Origin of the sequence: Corynebacterium sp. HFH0082 (assembly GCF_000411235.1) — a bacterium.
Taxonomy (GTDB): Bacteria; Actinomycetota; Actinomycetes; order Mycobacteriales; family Mycobacteriaceae; genus Corynebacterium; species Corynebacterium jeikeium_D.
Genome location: NZ_KE150404.1, coordinates 2234552 through 2250861, shown reverse-complemented (window position 1 = coordinate 2250861; position 16310 = coordinate 2234552). Strand labels below are relative to the sequence as shown.

General features: G+C 60.0%; 13 protein-coding genes. 11 read left to right on the top strand and 2 right to left on the bottom strand.

The window, feature by feature from the left end; translation table 11 throughout:
• Nucleotides 1-46 precede the first annotated feature (46 nt).
• Nucleotides 47-1321, bottom strand: coding sequence for a carboxylesterase family protein (locus HMPREF1206_RS09660; protein WP_016423126.1), 1275 nt, complete (start codon nt 1319-1321; stop codon nt 47-49).
• Between the two features lie 108 nt (nt 1322-1429).
• On the opposite strand from HMPREF1206_RS09660, the gene HMPREF1206_RS09655 reads away from it, so the two are divergent.
• Both HMPREF1206_RS09655 and HMPREF1206_RS09650 read left to right on the top strand, forming a co-directional pair.
• The gene (locus tag HMPREF1206_RS09655; RefSeq protein ID WP_016423125.1) at nt 1430-3484 is read left to right on the top strand and encodes a M3 family metallopeptidase; all 2055 of its coding nucleotides are present in this window, start codon (nt 1430-1432) and stop codon (nt 3482-3484) included.
• A gap of 75 nt (nt 3485-3559) precedes the next feature.
• Nucleotides 3560-3775, top strand: coding sequence for a hypothetical protein (locus tag HMPREF1206_RS09650; protein ID WP_042388817.1), 216 nt, complete (start codon nt 3560-3562; stop codon nt 3773-3775).
• A 359-nt stretch (nt 3776-4134) separates the two neighbouring features.
• Here HMPREF1206_RS09650 and malQ read toward each other — a convergent pair whose 3' ends face one another.
• Nucleotides 4135-6354 carry a 4-alpha-glucanotransferase gene (gene malQ, locus HMPREF1206_RS09645; protein ID WP_016423123.1) on the bottom strand — a complete coding sequence of 740 codons (2220 nt, stop codon included), beginning with the start codon at nt 6352-6354 and terminating at the stop codon, nt 4135-4137.
• A 154-nt stretch (nt 6355-6508) separates the two neighbouring features.
• On the opposite strand from malQ, the gene HMPREF1206_RS09640 reads away from it, so the two are divergent.
• The 9 genes from HMPREF1206_RS09640 (at nt 6509) to HMPREF1206_RS09600 (ending at nt 16310) form a co-directional block, all read left to right on the top strand.
• Entirely contained in the window at nt 6509-8341 is a 1833-nt protein-coding gene (locus HMPREF1206_RS09640; RefSeq protein WP_016423122.1) for a long-chain fatty acid--CoA ligase, read from the top strand.
• A gap of 205 nt (nt 8342-8546) precedes the next feature.
• Nucleotides 8547-9233: a hypothetical protein gene (locus HMPREF1206_RS09635; protein ID WP_016423121.1), complete on the top strand. Its 687-nt coding sequence runs from the start codon at nt 8547-8549 to the stop codon at nt 9231-9233.
• Complete coding sequence (gene hemW / locus HMPREF1206_RS09630; protein ID WP_016423120.1) at nt 9230-10393, top strand: radical SAM family heme chaperone HemW; 1164 nt, start codon at nt 9230-9232, stop codon at nt 10391-10393. Before HMPREF1206_RS09635 ends, hemW begins: the two co-directional genes overlap by 4 nt.
• Before the next feature lie 9 nt (nt 10394-10402).
• Nucleotides 10403-11440, top strand: coding sequence for a heat-inducible transcriptional repressor HrcA (gene hrcA / locus HMPREF1206_RS09625; protein ID WP_016423119.1), 1038 nt, complete (start codon nt 10403-10405; stop codon nt 11438-11440).
• A 2-nt stretch (nt 11441-11442) separates the two neighbouring features.
• Entirely contained in the window at nt 11443-12573 is a 1131-nt protein-coding gene (gene dnaJ / locus HMPREF1206_RS09620) for a molecular chaperone DnaJ (protein WP_016423118.1), read from the top strand.
• A gap of 41 nt (nt 12574-12614) precedes the next feature.
• Nucleotides 12615-13394 (top strand): 16S rRNA (uracil(1498)-N(3))-methyltransferase, encoded by a 780-nt coding sequence (locus tag HMPREF1206_RS09615; protein ID WP_016423117.1) that lies wholly within the window; start codon nt 12615-12617, stop codon nt 13392-13394.
• A 12-nt stretch (nt 13395-13406) separates the two neighbouring features.
• Nucleotides 13407-14435 (top strand): PhoH family protein, encoded by a 1029-nt coding sequence (locus HMPREF1206_RS09610; protein ID WP_016423116.1) that lies wholly within the window; start codon nt 13407-13409, stop codon nt 14433-14435.
• 16 nt (nt 14436-14451) lie between these two features.
• Entirely contained in the window at nt 14452-14985 is a 534-nt protein-coding gene (ybeY, locus tag HMPREF1206_RS09605; RefSeq protein ID WP_005511056.1) for an rRNA maturation RNase YbeY, read from the top strand.
• Complete coding sequence (locus HMPREF1206_RS09600; protein WP_016423115.1) at nt 14982-16310, top strand: hemolysin family protein; 1329 nt, start codon at nt 14982-14984, stop codon at nt 16308-16310. Before ybeY ends, HMPREF1206_RS09600 begins: the two co-directional genes overlap by 4 nt.

Here is a 16310-nt window from a genome sequence, read left to right as displayed (position 1 = left end):
TGCGGCCAATGGCAAGCCTCAGCCGTCTCATGCGCCTAATCCCGTTTTATGCGCCAAAGAGCTGGCGCGGAGCCGCCCACGCATCGATGGCGATGCCCTCAACTGCCTGTGCGTCAGCGCCAGCAAAGGTGGTTATCTTGCGGTCGTCGTTGTAGCGGGGCATGTGCGAAGTGCCCTCGCGGATGAATTCGACCGCCACTTGGTGGAATGGATGGTTAGGCTCTTTCATACCGAAGAAGCGTGCAATATCGATGCAGTGCGGAGCACCACTGGTGCGGCCAGCAGGTGCGTAGCCCAACCCTTCTCCCGGTTCGAATTGTGCCGCCCACACATCTAACCCAGCCGCTACGGACCGTTCGGCGACTTTAACAGCGTAAGAGCGAATCGCGGAGTCAGAGATGACATTTCCCATCGGACGCGCGGCATAGGCACTGGTCGGAAATTCGCCGCGGCCGCGATGCCCCCTGGCATAGCGCCGAGCCATCCACTCCCGCATGGGCAACTTGTCCATCGCCACAACCGGCGGTTCTGAGAAGAACTCTTCGCTGGTGGCGGTCACCATCGTGGGCAGTGTGGGAGCAAAGCTGTCAAAGCGAGGCCCAATTGCAGGATCCGAAGGCGAGGATGCCGAAACCAATTTCTGGGCCCGAGCGACCCTGCGTTCGTCGGCACGCGAAAAGACGTCGGTGGACGGCGCGCGTCCCACACCGATGCCCGCCAACGTGCGGCGGAGGCGCGAGCCGGACAGCAGAGAGAAGGCCGGCGACATGGCGATGGCGCGCTGGATCTGACCGCGCGTGCGTTCGTCGGCCGCCAGAGTGAGTGCCAGCGCCGCACCCGCCGATTGCCCCGAGATAGTGATGTTGTCGATATCGCCGCCGAAGGCAGGCGCGTTACGACGAGCCCACTGCAGCCCCAGATACAGATCATCAATGGCCCGGTAGGTCTCTGTTTCACTGTCGCGCCAGAATCCCTCGAAGCCCTTGCGGTATCCGAGCGAAACGGTGACGATGCCTGCCTGTGCGAAGGCCGTCGCGTCCGTCCAGGGCTCGGAGGGATGCCCAAACTCGTAGCTACCACCGTGGATCCACAGCAATACGGGATAGGAAGCGTCCGCGGGCTCAGCCGGTGCGGTGACGGTGAGAACTAATTCGCGCTCGGGTTCACAGCGCCGAGTGCCTGACTGTGGCCCGTCAGCCACCGGTGCCGACGCGGCGAACGGAGCAGCATCTGCGTAATCGATATTGAAAACTTGTATTGCGTCATCGTGAATACGGCCGGTTAGCCTCCCACAGGGAGCGGAAATAGTCGTCTCTGTCATGGCGGAAAACGCCTCCTCGTCACGGTTGGTCCTGCCAGAACGGCGGGGAGCCTGTTTCAGACGGTAGGCGCACTCTGGTTTTTCGAGCACGCTACAGTTGAATTCACTATGACCAATGATGCACGAAATCCACTGTTGACACCGTCAGAATTGTTCTGCGAATTGCCAGATTTTGCGGCAATCGATGACAGCCACGTCCGCGAGGCCTTTAGCGAAGCAATGCGCAGCCATGCACGCGAGATCGACGCCATCGCCACGTCGTCGGAGGCGCCGACCTTTGTTAATACCATCGAGGCAATGGAAAAGGCGGGCCAGGATCTGGACCGCGTCGCTGCTTATTTCTTCAACGTTGCCGGCACGGACGCCACCGATGTCCGCATGGAAATTGAAGCCGAGATTGCCCCGCAGCTCACTGCACACCTGGATCAGATTCGCATGCGCAGTGACCTGTGGCAGCGCATCAATGCCATCGACAGCGTTGAGGATGCCGCCAATCCGGAAGAGGCGAAGCTGCTGCTGAAGAAAGTCCGCGAAGACTTCCAGCGCGCCGGTGCGGACCTCAGCGACGAGGACAAAGCCGAGCTCAGCCGCATCAATTCCCGTCTCTCTGAGCTCTCCACGGCTTTCGGTGAAAACCTACTGAAGGACACCGTCGCGCGCGCCGTGGAGATCTACGACCGCGAGGAACTCGCCGGGCTTTCCGACGACGCCATTGCGTCCTTCGCCGCCTACGCGAAAAAGGCCGACACCGATGCGCCGTGGCTGATTCCGCTGGACCTACCGTCAACTCCGGCACAGCTGGCTGACCTGGATAATCCGGCTACTCGCGCCAAGCTCTATGAAGCCTCACTGGGGCGTGCGGGTGCTGCCTCCGGCACGTTCGACAACTCCGGCATTGTGCTGGAAATGGCGCGCCTGCGTGCCCGCCGTGCCAAGCTGCTCGGCTACGACACGCATGCGGATTACGTCATTGCCAAGGAGACGGCAACCACCGCAGAGGCTGCTCGGAAGCTCATTGCAGACCTGGCGCCAGCTGCCATTGCCAATGCTGAAGGCGAGTACAAGCGGGTCGCTGATCTGGCTGGCGGTGAGACGGTCACGGGCGCTGACTGGCCGTATTGGGAGCGCCGTCGTAAAGCGGAAGAATTCGCAGTCGACACGGAGGAACTCAAGAACTACTTCGAGCTGCACCGTGTCATCGAAGACGGCGTGTTCTACGCTGCCCGCAAGCTCTACGGCATCGAGGTAGTCAAGCGCGAGGACCTGCAGGGATACGCGCCGGGCACGACCGTGTGGGAGGTACGCCAGGGCGGAGGCGAGACCATCGGCCTGATTATTACGGACTACTTCTCGCGCCCGACTAAGCGCGGTGGTGCATGGATGAGCTCGTTTAGGGACCAGTCCCGTCTGCTGGGGCGCCTGCCAGTCGTGGTCAACGTGATGAACATCGCCGAAACCGAGCCGGGAACCCCGGTGCTACTGACGCTCGACGAGGTCACCACTGCTTTCCACGAGTTCGGGCACGCCCTCCACGGTCTGCTTTCCGACGTCACGTACCCGACCTTCTCGGGCACTAACGTCCCGCGCGACTTCGTGGAATTCCCCTCCCAGATTAACGAGAACTGGGCACTTGAGCCATCCATTCTGGCCAATTACGCCGTCCACGTTCGTACCGGTGAGCCGATCCCGGCCGAGCTAGTCGAGTCTGTGAAGAAGGCCCGCACCGCTGGTGAGGGATTCGCCACGGTTGAGTACCTCGCCGCGTGCGCCATCGATCTGGCCTGGCACAGCCTCACCGAGGAGGAAGCAGCTCAGGTCACTGATGTTGATGCCTTCGAAGCGGAAGCACTCGCTGAACTCGGCCTCGACGTTCCCCACCTGGCTCCGCGTTACCGCTCCCGCTACTTCAACCACATCTTCGCCGGCGGTTACTCGGCGGGCTATTACTCCTACCTGTGGGCAGAGGTGCTCGACGCGGACGGTTTCGGTTGGTTCACCGACAACGGCGGTGCCACAATCAGCGGCGGCAGCCACTTCCGCGAGGAGATTCTCTCCCGTGGTGGCGCCATCGACTTCATGGCCGCCTACCGTGCCTTCCGAGGTCGCGATAAGGACATCCAGCCGCTCCTCGAACGCCGCGGGCTGTCGGGCACTGATGCCTAGCTTCACGCTTTACGACGAGCCCCGCGACCGCCGCCCACTGGTTATTCCGGTCACCGGCAGGGTAGGTTGACACTCATGGCAGAAGCATTCGACAGAGTAGGGCAGTGGCTTATCCAATTGCCACTGCTTGCGCAGGTCAGCGTGCTATGCGTGGTTCTCCTGGTAGTCGGAGGGTTTCTTGCTTTCGTTCTCGTTGGCGCAATCGATGTTGTCAGCGGACGTCTGTGGCAGAGGTCGGTGCATCGGCGGGAGCGTTCGCAGGAGCGTCGAGGAGCGGGCAGCGAGAGCTAGCCGAAGAGGTAGTGGCCTTGCGGATAGCTCACCGAGAGACCCGATGAATTGAGCTGGGAGAAGCCCCCTTTAAGTGTTGGGTCGCTATCGCTGCCCTAAGGTATGTCTTAAAGTATTAGGAAATTTGCCCAACAGGCTAGAGTTGGGTAGTTCGCAAATATTTCGCAGTAGGGAGCTGAGTTAGCATGCATCGGTCGAGGCACTCGAAGGTCCTACTTGCCCTAATCGTTTTGCTTCTTCTCATCCTCATCGCTGGTGCAGTCACCGATTTCCAGTTTTAGCCTCGGTTTTAGTGCCGGGCATATAACCTGAAAGATCGGTGAACAGCAAAAATGAGGGATTAGTCGCTCACGAACCAATTAACGCTTGAATCCGGGGAAGCGAGGCAGGTCCTCGACAAGCACGGCCTTGCCCTCGGCATCGGTTAGCGGAATGCACCAGTTCGGGTACTGGTCGTGGCTCGTGCCCGGCTGGTTCTGAGTACGACGATCGCCGACCATGTCCACCAAGGCCTCACACTTCAGCGCGGATGGCGTCTGGTCGAGGAAGCGGTGCAGCCCCGTGACCAGTGCGTCAATTGGTGGCAGATTATCGCGGGTAAGGGAATGAACATCCATGTCCGCCGCAGCCGTGTCACCAAAGCAGCCGGCTTCCTTGGCCGCACCCAAAACCTTTCGAATCCACTCGAAGTCCCGGCGGTCTTCCTCCGCGACGTCGGAAAGCAATAGTCTCAGGCGTTCCCGTAGCTTGATGTGCTCGCCTGCGAGGTAGCCTGCCGTCGGCGGCAGATCGTGCGTGGTGACGGAGGACAGGCACAGGCTGCGGTAAGCGCTTGGTGGTTTCGGCTGGTCGCCCTCGGATTCAAACCACACGATCGAGGTGCCCATGATGCCCCGCGAGGCCAGGTAGTCCTGCACCCACGGCTCGAAAGTGCCCAGGTCTTCGCCTACGACGACGGCCCCAGCGAGCTCGGCCTCAAGTGCGAGAATGCCGACCATTGCCTCGTGGTCGAAGTACAGGTAGGTGCCATTGACGGGGGACTCCATCCGCGGCATGACCCAGAGGCGGAACATACCCAGCACGTGGTCAACACGAATGCCACCTGCGTGGCGAAGGATTGTGCGCAGCATGTCGCGCCAGGGGCGGTAGCCGGCCTCGGCTAGCTTGTGCGGGTTCCACGGCGGCTGCGACCAGTCTTGGCCGCGCTGGTTAAAACCGTCTGGCGGTGCGCCAACAGAGATAGCAGGAGCGAGCCAATCCGCAAGGTTCTCGGCATCCGCGCCGCCAGGGTGCACGCCGACGGCAAGGTCGGCCATGATGCCGATGCGCATACCCGCATCCAGGGCTGCCTCTTGTGCCTGGCCGAGCTGCTGATCGAGAATCCACTGCACCCAGAGGTGGAACTGGAAGATTTCCTCCCGCAGAGATTCGACACTGGCGTGGTTACCCAACGGTGGAACCAACTCGATATCGTTCTCGGTTACGGCACCAGAATCGGAAGTGGCAGCGCGTGCAGCATCGCGGGCAGCAGCGCGATCCGCGAGCTCGCGCTCGGTGCACCACGACGCGTAGTCGTATATGCCACGGCCCTCGGCCTCCAGCCAACGGTCAAATTCCGCCTGGCGTGCGCTGGACAGGGGGATCTTGTGAATTGCCCGCAATACCTTGAGCTTTGCAGCGTAGATGGGGTTGCGGTCAATCTCATCAGGGCTGTGATTGAGCTGGTGGAAAGAGTTCGCTAGCGCACGGGCTTCATCGGCCTCGTCCTTGTCCAGGTACCCGAACTCGTCGATAAGCTCTGGGCGCGCGTACAGCGGATTGACATAGCGGCGCGTGGTGGGCAGGTACGGCGAGTCTTCTACCGGAGGCAGTGGCTCTGCGGCGTGCAACGGATTGATGAGGACGAAATCAGAGCCCGCGTGCTCTGCACTGACCTGTGCCAAGTCGCCGAGGGTAGCGAAATCGCCAATACCCCAGCTGCGGCTGGAGCGTACCGAGTACAGCTGTGCCATGACACCATGCGCAGGATTCTGCACGTACTTGTCGGCAGTGGCGAGACGGTTGGGGGTTACGGCCACATCGCACTCAGCGACGTTGTCATCGTTGACTGCGCGCAAGCGATGCCAACCAAGTGGCAGATCCTCTGGAATTGCGAAGGCGGCTTCACCCATCAACACATCGCCGACCTGGCGTGGCGGTACCAAGTGGTGCACCTGAGCGCAGGGCCATTCTGCGCCGTCCTCCAGTTTCACAGTCACGCTGACATTGCTGCCGTGCGGTACGTGAACCAGAACTCGGTGGAAGATGCCCTGGCGGGTAACTACCACGGGCGGGAGAAGGCGAGACCACTGCGTGTCTGCCCACTCACGACGGGCGTCGTTGATGTCGGCATCGCTGGGATCTGGGCCCAGATCGATGCCGAGAGCAGCGAGAGTTTTTAGCACTGTCTCACGAGAGACGTGCACGAGTTGGCCCTCGGTGGAGTAGTAGGAAACCCCAACTCCGACATCTTTAGCGAGGTCGGCGAGTGGAGAGGAAAGGGGAGGATTGGAAGCTGCCTGTGTCACCCTTTCCATCATGCCAGTTTAGAAAAACTTTGCCAGTAGTAAGGTAAATCACTTCGTTATCGAAATATTTACTGAAATCACAACGGCGCAGGGTTTGATGTTCTAAGTTGATTCCTAACGAAACCAACGACGGACAGAACTACCGAAAGTAGGGGTTTGTAACTCGATGCGTGAATATACTACCGAGGCGAAATACGTCATCGGCGAGGACGAAACGATTATTACCTCGCTGCAGGAGCTGGTGCAGAAGCGCCCGAAGCTGGTGCTTTTCACTCGCCCCAAGAACTTTGAGTGGGTAAATGTCACTGCTCAGGAGTTCTATGACGAGGCAAAGGGCGTCGCTAAGGGGCTAATTGCCAACGGTGTTCAGCCGGGCGACCGCGTAGCGCTGCTCAGTGAGACTCGCTACGAGTGGAACCTGATCAATACCGCTATCTGGATGGCAGGCGCTGCTGTTGTCCCGATTTACGGCTCTTCTTCGTCTGGCCAGATTCGTTGGATTATTGAAAACTCCGGTGCTGTTTTCGCATTTACCGAGTCGCGTGAGCACACCGACCGCATGAAGCCTCTGCTGGTCGAAAAGGGCACCGAGAACCCGGAGGGCGAGTCTCAGCTGCGTCGTGTACTGGAGATTAACGCTTCCGCTACTGACACCATTAGCTACGAAGGCCGTGACATTGACGGCGACGAGGTCGAGCGCCGCATCAAGGACACCAAGGCCGACGACCTGGCAACCGTGATTTACACCTCCGGTACCACTGGTCGTCCGAAGGGCTGCGTGCTCCTGCACAGCAACTGGCTGGCGGAGGCCCGCGCCATCCTCACCAACGAGATTGGCCTGATTGCCCGTCCGGGGAACCGCATTCTGACCTTCCTGCCGTTGGCGCACGTGTTGGCTCACGCAGTGTCCCTGGCTTCGATGATTTCCGGTGCTACCCAGTCTCACTGGGCTGATACCAAGACCGTCACCCTGGAGTTCCAGCGTTCCCGTCCGCACATGATTCTCGGTGTGCCGCGCGTGTTCGAGAAGGTTCGTGACTCCGCCTACGCCTCCGCTAAGGAGAAGGGCGCATTCGGCCTGGCCATGTTCGAGCGTGCTGAGGCCACCGCCATCGAGTACTCCAAGGCACTGGATACTCCGGCAGGTCCGTCGCGTGTCTTGAAGCTGCGTCGCCAGCTCTACGATCGCCTGCTGTTCTCGAAAATTCGCGCAGCTATGGGTGAGGCCGTGCAGTACACCATTTCCGGTGGTTCGGCTCTGTCCTCTGACCTCGGGCACTTCTTCCGTGGTCTCGGTGTGCCTGTCTACGAAGGCTACGGTCTGACTGAGTCCACGGCTGCCGTCACCGTGAACAACCCGAGCGAGCAGATTATTGGTACCGTTGGTCGTCCGGTCGGTGGTTGCTCCGCCGCTATCGCTGATGACGGCGAAGTTCTGCTCCGTGGTCCGGTTGTGTTCGACCGCTACTGGAAGAACGAAGAGGCAACCAAGGAAGCCTTCATCGACGGCGAATGGTTTAAGACTGGTGACCTCGGTGAGCTGACCGAAGAAGGCCACCTGAAGATCACCGGCCGCAAGAAGGACCTCATTGTCACCGCTGGTGGTAAGAATGTCGCGCCGGGCCCGATGGAAGACCGCATGCGTGCGCACCCGCTGGTGTCCCAGGCAGTCGTCATCGGCGATGGTCGTCCGTTCGTCTCCGTGTTGGTCACTCTCGATGAGGAGGCACTGGAGAAGTGGAAGATTGAGCACTCCGTCCCCGAGCACACCTCGATCCGTGAACTCGCTGCCTCCAGCGCAGTTTTGCGCGCCGAGATTCAGGACGCCGTCAACTCCGCTAACGAGCTGGTTTCTCACGCAGAGGCCATTAAGAAGTTCCATATTCTGGACAGTGACTTCACCGAGGAAAGCGGCGAGCTGACCCCGACCATGAAGGTCAAGCGCAACATTGTCATGGACAACTACTCGCGTGACATTGAGGCTCTCTACCAGCGTTAATTCACGGTCTACCCGCTGCCGATAGAAAACGGCAGCGTGTTGTTACCGCGCTAGCGCCCCTCACCCCATTAAGGTGAGGGGCGCTAGAAATTTTTAAGGAGTTTTCAGTTTTCGAAAGTCGGCATTCGTCAATGTTCGTCGATATTCGAAAGCGGAAGACTGCAATGATGTCACCGGCGCCGAAGATGTCGTGGGAGGGCGGGCAATGATTAACCACTTCGATGCTCGGCTACGCCTGCGCGAAGTGACCCAAGAGCTCTACGACATTGGTGACGAAGTTGCCGAACACATCGAGCACCTTGCTCAGGCGGTTGCTGATGTAGATCGTGAGCTGGTGGACGAATGTGTCCTCGAGCTCGCTGACATCGTCGACGAGGCCGTTGAGGACTGCCGCCCTCTGATTGGTGAGCTTGATGGTCTACGCCAAGCGTTTACCTCCGGCATTCGCTCGGGGCGCATCGGTACTCTTTCCTCCGCTTCGACACCGCGGCGACACCCGCATCCGGCACCGAAGTCTCCGGATGTGCAGTCACTGTCGCTCATTCCGGCTCCTTTGAAGCATCCGGTTGCAGTCCCTACGGTCACGCAGGCAATGATTGCTCGCTCCGATGCCGTGGCTTCTTACCTGGAGGAACTCGCCGACTGGGTTTCCGCCGAAAACATCCGAGGCGTGGAGAAGCTCGGTAGTGTGGTGCTTCCGCAGCTTTACGCGCAGTCTGGCCGCCGAGCACTGTCCGCTGCCGCCGCTTGGTGTGTTGCTGTTCCCGAGACTCATCCGGCAGTTGCCAATGCGCTGCGCGGCCGTAGGCCTCCGGAGTTCCTGATGGAACGTGCCCGCATCGATGAAATTGTCCGCCGCGTCAAGCAACGTCGAGCCAAGGAGCATGCGTGAGCGAAGCCTCCGCACACACCGATTCCTTCGGTGTCTACTTACACGTCCCATTCTGTGCCACCCGTTGTGGCTACTGTGATTTCAACACGTACACGCCAGGTCAGCTGGGCAGTGGCGCAACGCAGGGAGACTACCTCGATGCCATCGTGGCTGAGCTCGAGATGGCCGTCGTAAAGCACCCCGAACTAGCGCGTGGCGCCGATACCGTATTCGTCGGCGGGGGTACGCCGTCGATGTTGGGGGCGAGTGGTCTTCGTCGTCTGCTCGACGGTGTGCGCAACAGCTTTGGGCTTGCTGACGACGCTGAGGTCACCACCGAGTCGAATCCCGAGTCGACCTCCCCGGAGTTTTTCGAAGGCCTGGCCGAGGCAGGGTTTACCCGGGTGAGTCTGGGCATGCAGTCGGCTGTGCCGCATGTGCTGGCCACTCTGGATCGTACGCACACGCCGGGGCGTCCTGCGGCGGCAGTGGCGGAGGCACGCGCTGCCGGTTTTGAGCACATCAACCTCGACGTTATCTATGGCACGCCAGGGGAGTCGATGGCGGATCTCGATACGACGTTGGAGGCGGTCCTGGCCACGGAGGTCGATCATGTTTCGGCGTACTCGCTGATTGTCGAGCCGGGTACTGCGATGGCGCGTAAGGTCCGTCGTGGTGAGCTGCCGATGCCTGACGACGACGATCTCGCCGACCGCTACGAGCGCATCGATGCCGCACTGAGTCAAGCCGGTTTCTCCTGGTACGAGGTGTCCAACTGGGCGAAACCGGGCGGCCAATGTCGTCACAATATGCTCTACTGGCGCGATGGAAATTGGTGGGGTGCGGGCCCCGGTGCCCATTCGCATCTGGATGGCACGAGGTTTTACAACGTCAAGCATCCGGCTCGCTACGCGGCGACCATTTCCGGCGGAGAGTTGCCGATTAAGGATTCAGAAGGGCTAACGGCCGAGAATCGGCACACTGAGAAGATTATGCTGGGCCTCCGCTTGGCCGAGGGTATCGATGCCAATCTGCTCGGAGAGGATGAGCTGGGCAAGGCACGTCGGCAAGCGGAAGCGGGCATGGTGGAGTTTGTTTCCGTCGATTGTGGCCAGCGGATTCAGCTGACCAATCGCGGTCGTTTGCTGGCCGACGCAATAATTGTTGACATCCTTAGTTAAACTATCCGCATGTCATCTCAGACGGATAAGCGCAGGCAGGAAGTTCTTCGGGCAATTGTCTCGGATTACGTAGCTTCCCAGGAGCCCGTTGGCTCGAAGGCTCTGGTGGAGCGCCACAATCTGGGTGTGTCCTCGGCGACCATTAGAAATGACATGGCGGTGCTGGAGGCTGAAGGTTATATCCAGCAGGAACATGCATCGTCCGGGCGTATCCCGACTGAGAAGGGCTACCGCCTTTTTGTGGACAATCTTTCGCAGATTAAGCCGCTGTCCAGGGCCGAGCGCCGAGCTATCCTCGAGTTCCTCGAAGGCGGCGTCGATTTGGAGGATGTGCTGCGCCGCAGTGTGCAGCTGCTGGCCCAGCTAACCCGCCAGGTCGCAGTGGTGCAGGTGCCGACGCTGGAGGTCTCCCGCGTCCGGCACTGCGAGGTCGTCCAGCTCGCCGACGCGCGATTGTTGCTGGTAGTCATCACTGACACCGGACGCGTGGAGCAGCGCAATGTTGAACTGCCAGCACCGATGGATCCCGATCTCGTGCCGCTCTTGCGCGAGCATTTCAACCGCGCGATGTCGGGGCACACGCTTGCCGACGCGTCGATTGCGATTTCCGATCTTGCAGCTAACGCCCCGCGTGATTTGCGGGATGTGCTTATTCGCTGCTCGACGGTGCTGGTGGAGTCGTTGATTGAGAAGCCGAATGACAGACTCATCCTGGCCGGGGCATCGAATTTGACCCGTGGTAATATGGCCGGTCGCTTACCTTCTACGTTGCCCATGGTTCTTGAAGCTCTCGAAGAACAGGTGGTCGTGCTGAAACTGCTGTCGGCCGCGCAGGATTTGCACCACGTTCGCGTTTCCATCGGTGAGGAAAACGAGGACGAGGAGCTGCGCGCTACCTCAGTTGTTTCAACTGGCTATGGCACCGGCACCGAAATTTTGGGTGGCATGGGCGTAGTTGGCCCCACATTTATGGATTATCCGGGAACAATTTCCTCGGTTGCTGCTGTTGCACAGTACGTTGGCCGGGTATTGAAAGGAAGTAGCTAAAGTTGGCACGCGACTATTACGGCATCCTCGGAGTGGAGAAGGACGCTACGGACGCTGAGATTAAGAAGGCGTACCGAAAGCTGGCGCTCAAGTACCACCCAGACCGTAATCCGGGTGATGAAGAAGCTGCGGAGAAGTTCCGTGAGGCCTCTGAGGCGAACGAGGTCCTGCTGGATCCTGAAAAGCGCCGGATTGTGGATATGGGAGGAGATCCTCTCAATCCGCAGGCCGGTATGCCAGGCGGTGGCTTCGGCGGTTTCGGCGGCGGCGGAGTCGGCGATATCTTCGAAGCATTTTTCGGCGGTGCCGGCGGGACCCGCCAGCGCCGCTCGCGTGTGCAGCCAGGTGCAGATGCGCTGCTGCGTATTTCGCTGGGCCTCGATGAGGCATTCACCGGTGTCCGCAAGCCCATCACGGTGGACACCGCGGTGCTGTGTGAGCAGTGCGAGGGAACTGGCTCGAAGTCCAAGTCCAAGCCGAAGATGTGTACCAGCTGTGATGGTACTGGCGAGATTCAGCAGGTCCAGCGTTCCTTCCTGGGCAATGTGATGACCTCGCGGCCGTGCCCGACTTGTGAGGGCACCGGCGAAATTATCCCCGATCCGTGTAACAACTGCGGTGGCGACGGCCGCGTGCGCGCTCGCCGTGATCTGACGGTAAACGTTCCGGCAGGTATCTCTGATGGCATGCGTATTCGCATGGCAGGTCAGGGCGAGGTCGGTCCGGGCGGTGGCCCGGCGGGTGACCTCTACGTGGAAGTTGCCATGGACCCGCACCCGGTATTCGAGCGTGAGGGCGATGACCTGCACTTTAACGTCCAGGTGCCCATGGCTGATGCCGCACTTGGTACCGAGTTTGAGGTCGACGACCTACTCGGCGAGCCAATGACCATCAAGGTTGATTCGGGCACCCAGCCGGCAGAGCAGATTCGCCTGTCGGGCAAGGGTATGCCACATCTGCGCGGCGAGGGCAACGGCGACGTGGTCGCACACGTCGATGTCACGGTGCCGACGAAGCTGGACCGCAAGTCCCGCGAGCTGCTGGAGAAGCTACGCGAGCACCGCGATGATGATGCCAAGGTGTCAGACTCGAGTGAGCGCAACGGTTTCTTCTCCCGTTTCCGCCGCCGTTAAAACAGCCACCCAAAGCCCCCTCCAGTGAGTGTGAAACACGCATGAGTTTGCCCGTATTCCTCGGTGAGTTCACCGAGCTGCCGCGCCCGGAAGAAATCATTCGAATCCTCGGGTCGGAGGCAAAACACATCAGCGTTCGCAGGCTGAAGGAGGGCTCGGAGATCCTTCTTGCCAATGGTGCGGACAAGGTGGTGCGAGCACAGCTCATGCACGTAGACCCTCGTGAGGTTCACGTTCGTGTGGTTGCCGCTGAGGAACGTCCACGTCCGCGCCCGCACGTCACTGTGGTGCAGGCGCTGCCGAAGTCGGATCGTGCTGAGCTTGCGGTCGATTTGATGACCGAGGCCGGGGTCGATGAGATTATCCCCTGGGCGGCCGTGAATTGTGTGGCCCGATGGCAGGGTACCGCGAAGGTCACTAAGGCCCGCGCCAAGTGGCAGTCGGCTGCGCGCGAGGCAGCCAAGCAGGCTCGTCGTGCATGGATTCCGCCGGTCGCTGACCTACATAGCTCCGCCGATATTGAGCAACTCATCCGGGAAACCACGTCAGCAGGTGGTGCGGCAGCCGTTTTGCACGAGGAGGAAACAGCTCCGTTCGTGGACTTCGCCGCACGGGCAGCAAACGCTGACAAGGTTCTTTTTATCGTCGGCCCAGAAGGGGGAGTCAGCCCCGGGGAACTCGAGGCCTTCTGCGGCGCAGGTGCGAGCTCGGTAGTACTCGGCCCGACAGTTCTCCGCAGTGCCCTTGCTGGAGCTGCTGCTCTTTGCGCACTGGGGCCGTTGACAAAGCGCTGGGACGGCGCACCCACGCGTGGTCAGTAGGATAGACGCATAATGACAAAGTATTCAGTAACTGCTCGTACCACTGCCGTCGTCGAGCTCGATGACAATCTCGCGCCGATCGTGGTCGGCTATGCGGACCAGAATCTGCGGCTGTTGGAATCTCTGCTGGCAGCGGATATTCATGTCCGCGGCGGGGTTGTGACAATCAAGGGTGCTCCGGCGGATGTTTCGTTGGCTGTCCGCGCTTTCAAGGAGCTGGAGGCGATGGCCCGTCGTGGGCACGAGCTCTCCCCGGAGTCGGTGCGGCGCGCGGTGGGCATTGTGGATCGCGGGGAGAAGTCCGCCAGCGAGGTGCTCGGTGGCGGCATCGTGACTCATCGTGGTAAGACCGTGCGTCCCAAGACAGAGGGACAAAAGAACTATGTCGATGCCATCGACCGCTATAACGTTGTTTTCGGTATCGGCCCCGCCGGTACGGGCAAGACGTTCCTGGCCATGGCCAAGGCCGTTGCTGCGCTGAAGAATAAGCAGGTAGAACGCATCATTCTGACTCGCCCCGCAGTGGAGGCGGGTGAGAACCTGGGCTTCCTGCCGGGTACGCTGCACGAGAAGATCGACCCCTACCTGCGCCCATTGCACGATGCGATGCGCGAAATGCTTGAGCCAGAGCTGATTCCAAAGCTGATGGAAACTGGGGTAGTGGAGGTCGCACCGCTGGCGTACATGCGCGGTCGTACCTTGAACAATGCTTTCATCATTCTCGACGAAGCACAGAACACTACTCCGGCGCAGATGAAAATGTTCCTTACCCGCCTGGGCTTCGGTTCGAAGATGGTCATCACCGGCGATGCCAGCCAGGTCGACCTACCCCGTGGGCAGAAGTCTGGCCTGGCCGTCGCCCGTGAGGTGCTGCGCGGCGTGCCGGGAATCGCTTTTCCGGCGTTGGCTGCCGCAGATGTGGTGCGCAACCCGCTGGTGACCGCAATTGTCGAGGCCTACGATGACTACGATGCCTATAACGAAGGTATTGAGCAGGGCGCCGAGTCCCCACAAAAGCGACAGTCCGCCACAAAGCGATAAAGGACGCTGAAATTACATGAGCATTGAAGTTTTCAACGAGTCCGGTCAGGGCGTCAATGAAGAGTCGCTTATCGACGTTGCCCGGTATGCGCTGGGGCGCCTGGACGTGCATCCGGCAGCTGAGCTGAGCATTCACATTGTCGACTTGAAGACGATCGAAGACCTCCATGTGCGCTGGCTGGATCTGCCGGGGCCGACGGATGTGATGAGCTTCCCGATGGATGAGCTCACTCCTGGCTCTGGCCGACCGGATGCAGCTAGCCCAGGGCCTGCGATGCTGGGCGACATTGTGTTGTGCCCGGAGTTTGCCGCGGGGCAGGCGGAGCGTGCAGGCCATCCGCTAAGCCACGAGTTGGTTTTGCTCACCGTGCACGGCGTACTGCACCTGTTGGGTTATGACCATGTCACGGCGGAGGAAGAGCGCCAGATGTTCTCCCTGCAGAATGGCCTGTTGGCGGATTGGTACGACGACATCGATCGTCGTGGCGTGAGTTTTTCCGAAAAACCAATTAACCCCAATGCGTTCCCGGAGCGTTCTAACGAGCGATGATCACTTTGATAATTGTCGCCGTTGTGGCGATGATCTGCGCTGGCGGACTTAACACAGTCGAAACTGCGGTCGCAGGCATTTCCCGTGCACGCGTGGCAGAGCTGCAGCGTGACGAGGTCGCGGGTGCTAATGCGCTTCTCAAGGTCGTAGAAAATCGCGCTCGGCACGTCAATGTGCTGGTGATTTTGCGGACGCTGTGCGAGTCAATCGGTGCAGTGACGCTGGCGGCGGTCTGTCTCAAGCTTTTCGAGCCGGAACGCTGGGCCATTGTGGCTGCAGTGGTGTTGTTGGCTCTGTTCACCTTCCTGGTCCTCGGGGTGTTTTCCCGCACGATGGGTCGGAAGAATCCGTACTCGATTTCCCTCGCCACCGCGGTCGTTCTGAGTTTTATGGCCAAGGTGTTGGGGCCACTGGAAAAGTTGCTGATTTGGTTCGGCAACATCATCACCCCTGGTGGTGGCTTCCGCGATGGCCCGTTCGCCACTGAAGTCGAGTTGCGCGAGATGGTCGATATCGCCCAGGAGCGCGGCATTGTGGAGCACGATGAGCGCCGCATGATTCAGTCTGTGTTCGATCTCGCGGAAACGTCGGCACGCGTTGTTATGGTTCCGCGCCCAGAGATGGTGTGGATTGAGGCGGATAAGCACTGTGGTCAGGCAGTGGCCCTATGCGTGAAGTCGGGTCACTCGCGACTGCCGGTGATTGGCGAGAGCGTTGAGGACATCGTCGGCGTCATTTACTTGAAGGACATTGTCCAGCAGACGTACTCGCGTACTGATGGCGGTCGCGGTGTTCGCGTCTCCGAGGTCATGCGTGACTGCGTTTTTGTGCCCGATTCCAAGCCACTGGATGACCTGCTCGATGAAATGCAGCGCACCCGCAATCACATCGCCATTCTCATCGACGAATATGGATCGGTCGCCGGTCTTATCTCTATTGAGGACATCCTCGAGGAGATTGTCGGTGAGATTGCCGACGAATACGACGAGGCCGAGCAGGCCCCCATCGAACCACTGGGGGATGCCTCCTACCGCGTGCAGGCGCGCCTCAGCTTGGGCGAGCTCATAGAGCTTTACGACGAAGCCCACGGGCGCCAACTCGTCTTCGATGACGAGGTCACCGATGAGGTGGATACGGTCTCCGGTCTGTTGGCATATGAGCTTGGACGTGTGCCACTGCCCGGTTCGTACGTAGAATATGCAGGACTGAAGTTTACCGCCGAGGGCTCGCGTGACCGTCGTGGTCGTATGCGGGTACGCACTGTGGTGGTGGAGCCGACTGCGGAGTTTTACTCCGAGGAAGAAGATACTGATGGGCAATCTTGA

Bases quoted from the DNA above. Each gene is read 5' to 3' on its own strand.
- HMPREF1206_RS09660 (WP_016423126.1), bottom strand. From the start codon at position 1,321: ATGACAGAGACGACTATTTCCGCTCCCTGTGGGAGGCTAACCGGCCGT.
- HMPREF1206_RS09655 (WP_016423125.1), top strand. From the start codon at position 1,430: ATGACCAATGATGCACGAAATCCACTGTTGACACCGTCAGAATTGTTC.
- HMPREF1206_RS09650 (WP_042388817.1), top strand. From the start codon at position 3,560: ATGGCAGAAGCATTCGACAGAGTAGGGCAGTGGCTTATCCAATTGCCA.
- malQ (WP_016423123.1), bottom strand. From the start codon at position 6,354: ATGATGGAAAGGGTGACACAGGCAGCTTCCAATCCTCCCCTTTCCTCT.
- HMPREF1206_RS09640 (WP_016423122.1), top strand. From the start codon at position 6,509: ATGCGTGAATATACTACCGAGGCGAAATACGTCATCGGCGAGGACGAA.
- HMPREF1206_RS09635 (WP_016423121.1), top strand. From the start codon at position 8,547: ATGATTAACCACTTCGATGCTCGGCTACGCCTGCGCGAAGTGACCCAA.
- hrcA (WP_016423119.1), top strand. From the start codon at position 10,403: ATGTCATCTCAGACGGATAAGCGCAGGCAGGAAGTTCTTCGGGCAATT.
- HMPREF1206_RS09615 (WP_016423117.1), top strand. From the start codon at position 12,615: ATGAGTTTGCCCGTATTCCTCGGTGAGTTCACCGAGCTGCCGCGCCCG.
- HMPREF1206_RS09610 (WP_016423116.1), top strand. From the start codon at position 13,407: ATGACAAAGTATTCAGTAACTGCTCGTACCACTGCCGTCGTCGAGCTC.
- ybeY (WP_005511056.1), top strand. From the start codon at position 14,452: ATGAGCATTGAAGTTTTCAACGAGTCCGGTCAGGGCGTCAATGAAGAG.
- HMPREF1206_RS09600 (WP_016423115.1), top strand. From the start codon at position 14,982: ATGATCACTTTGATAATTGTCGCCGTTGTGGCGATGATCTGCGCTGGC.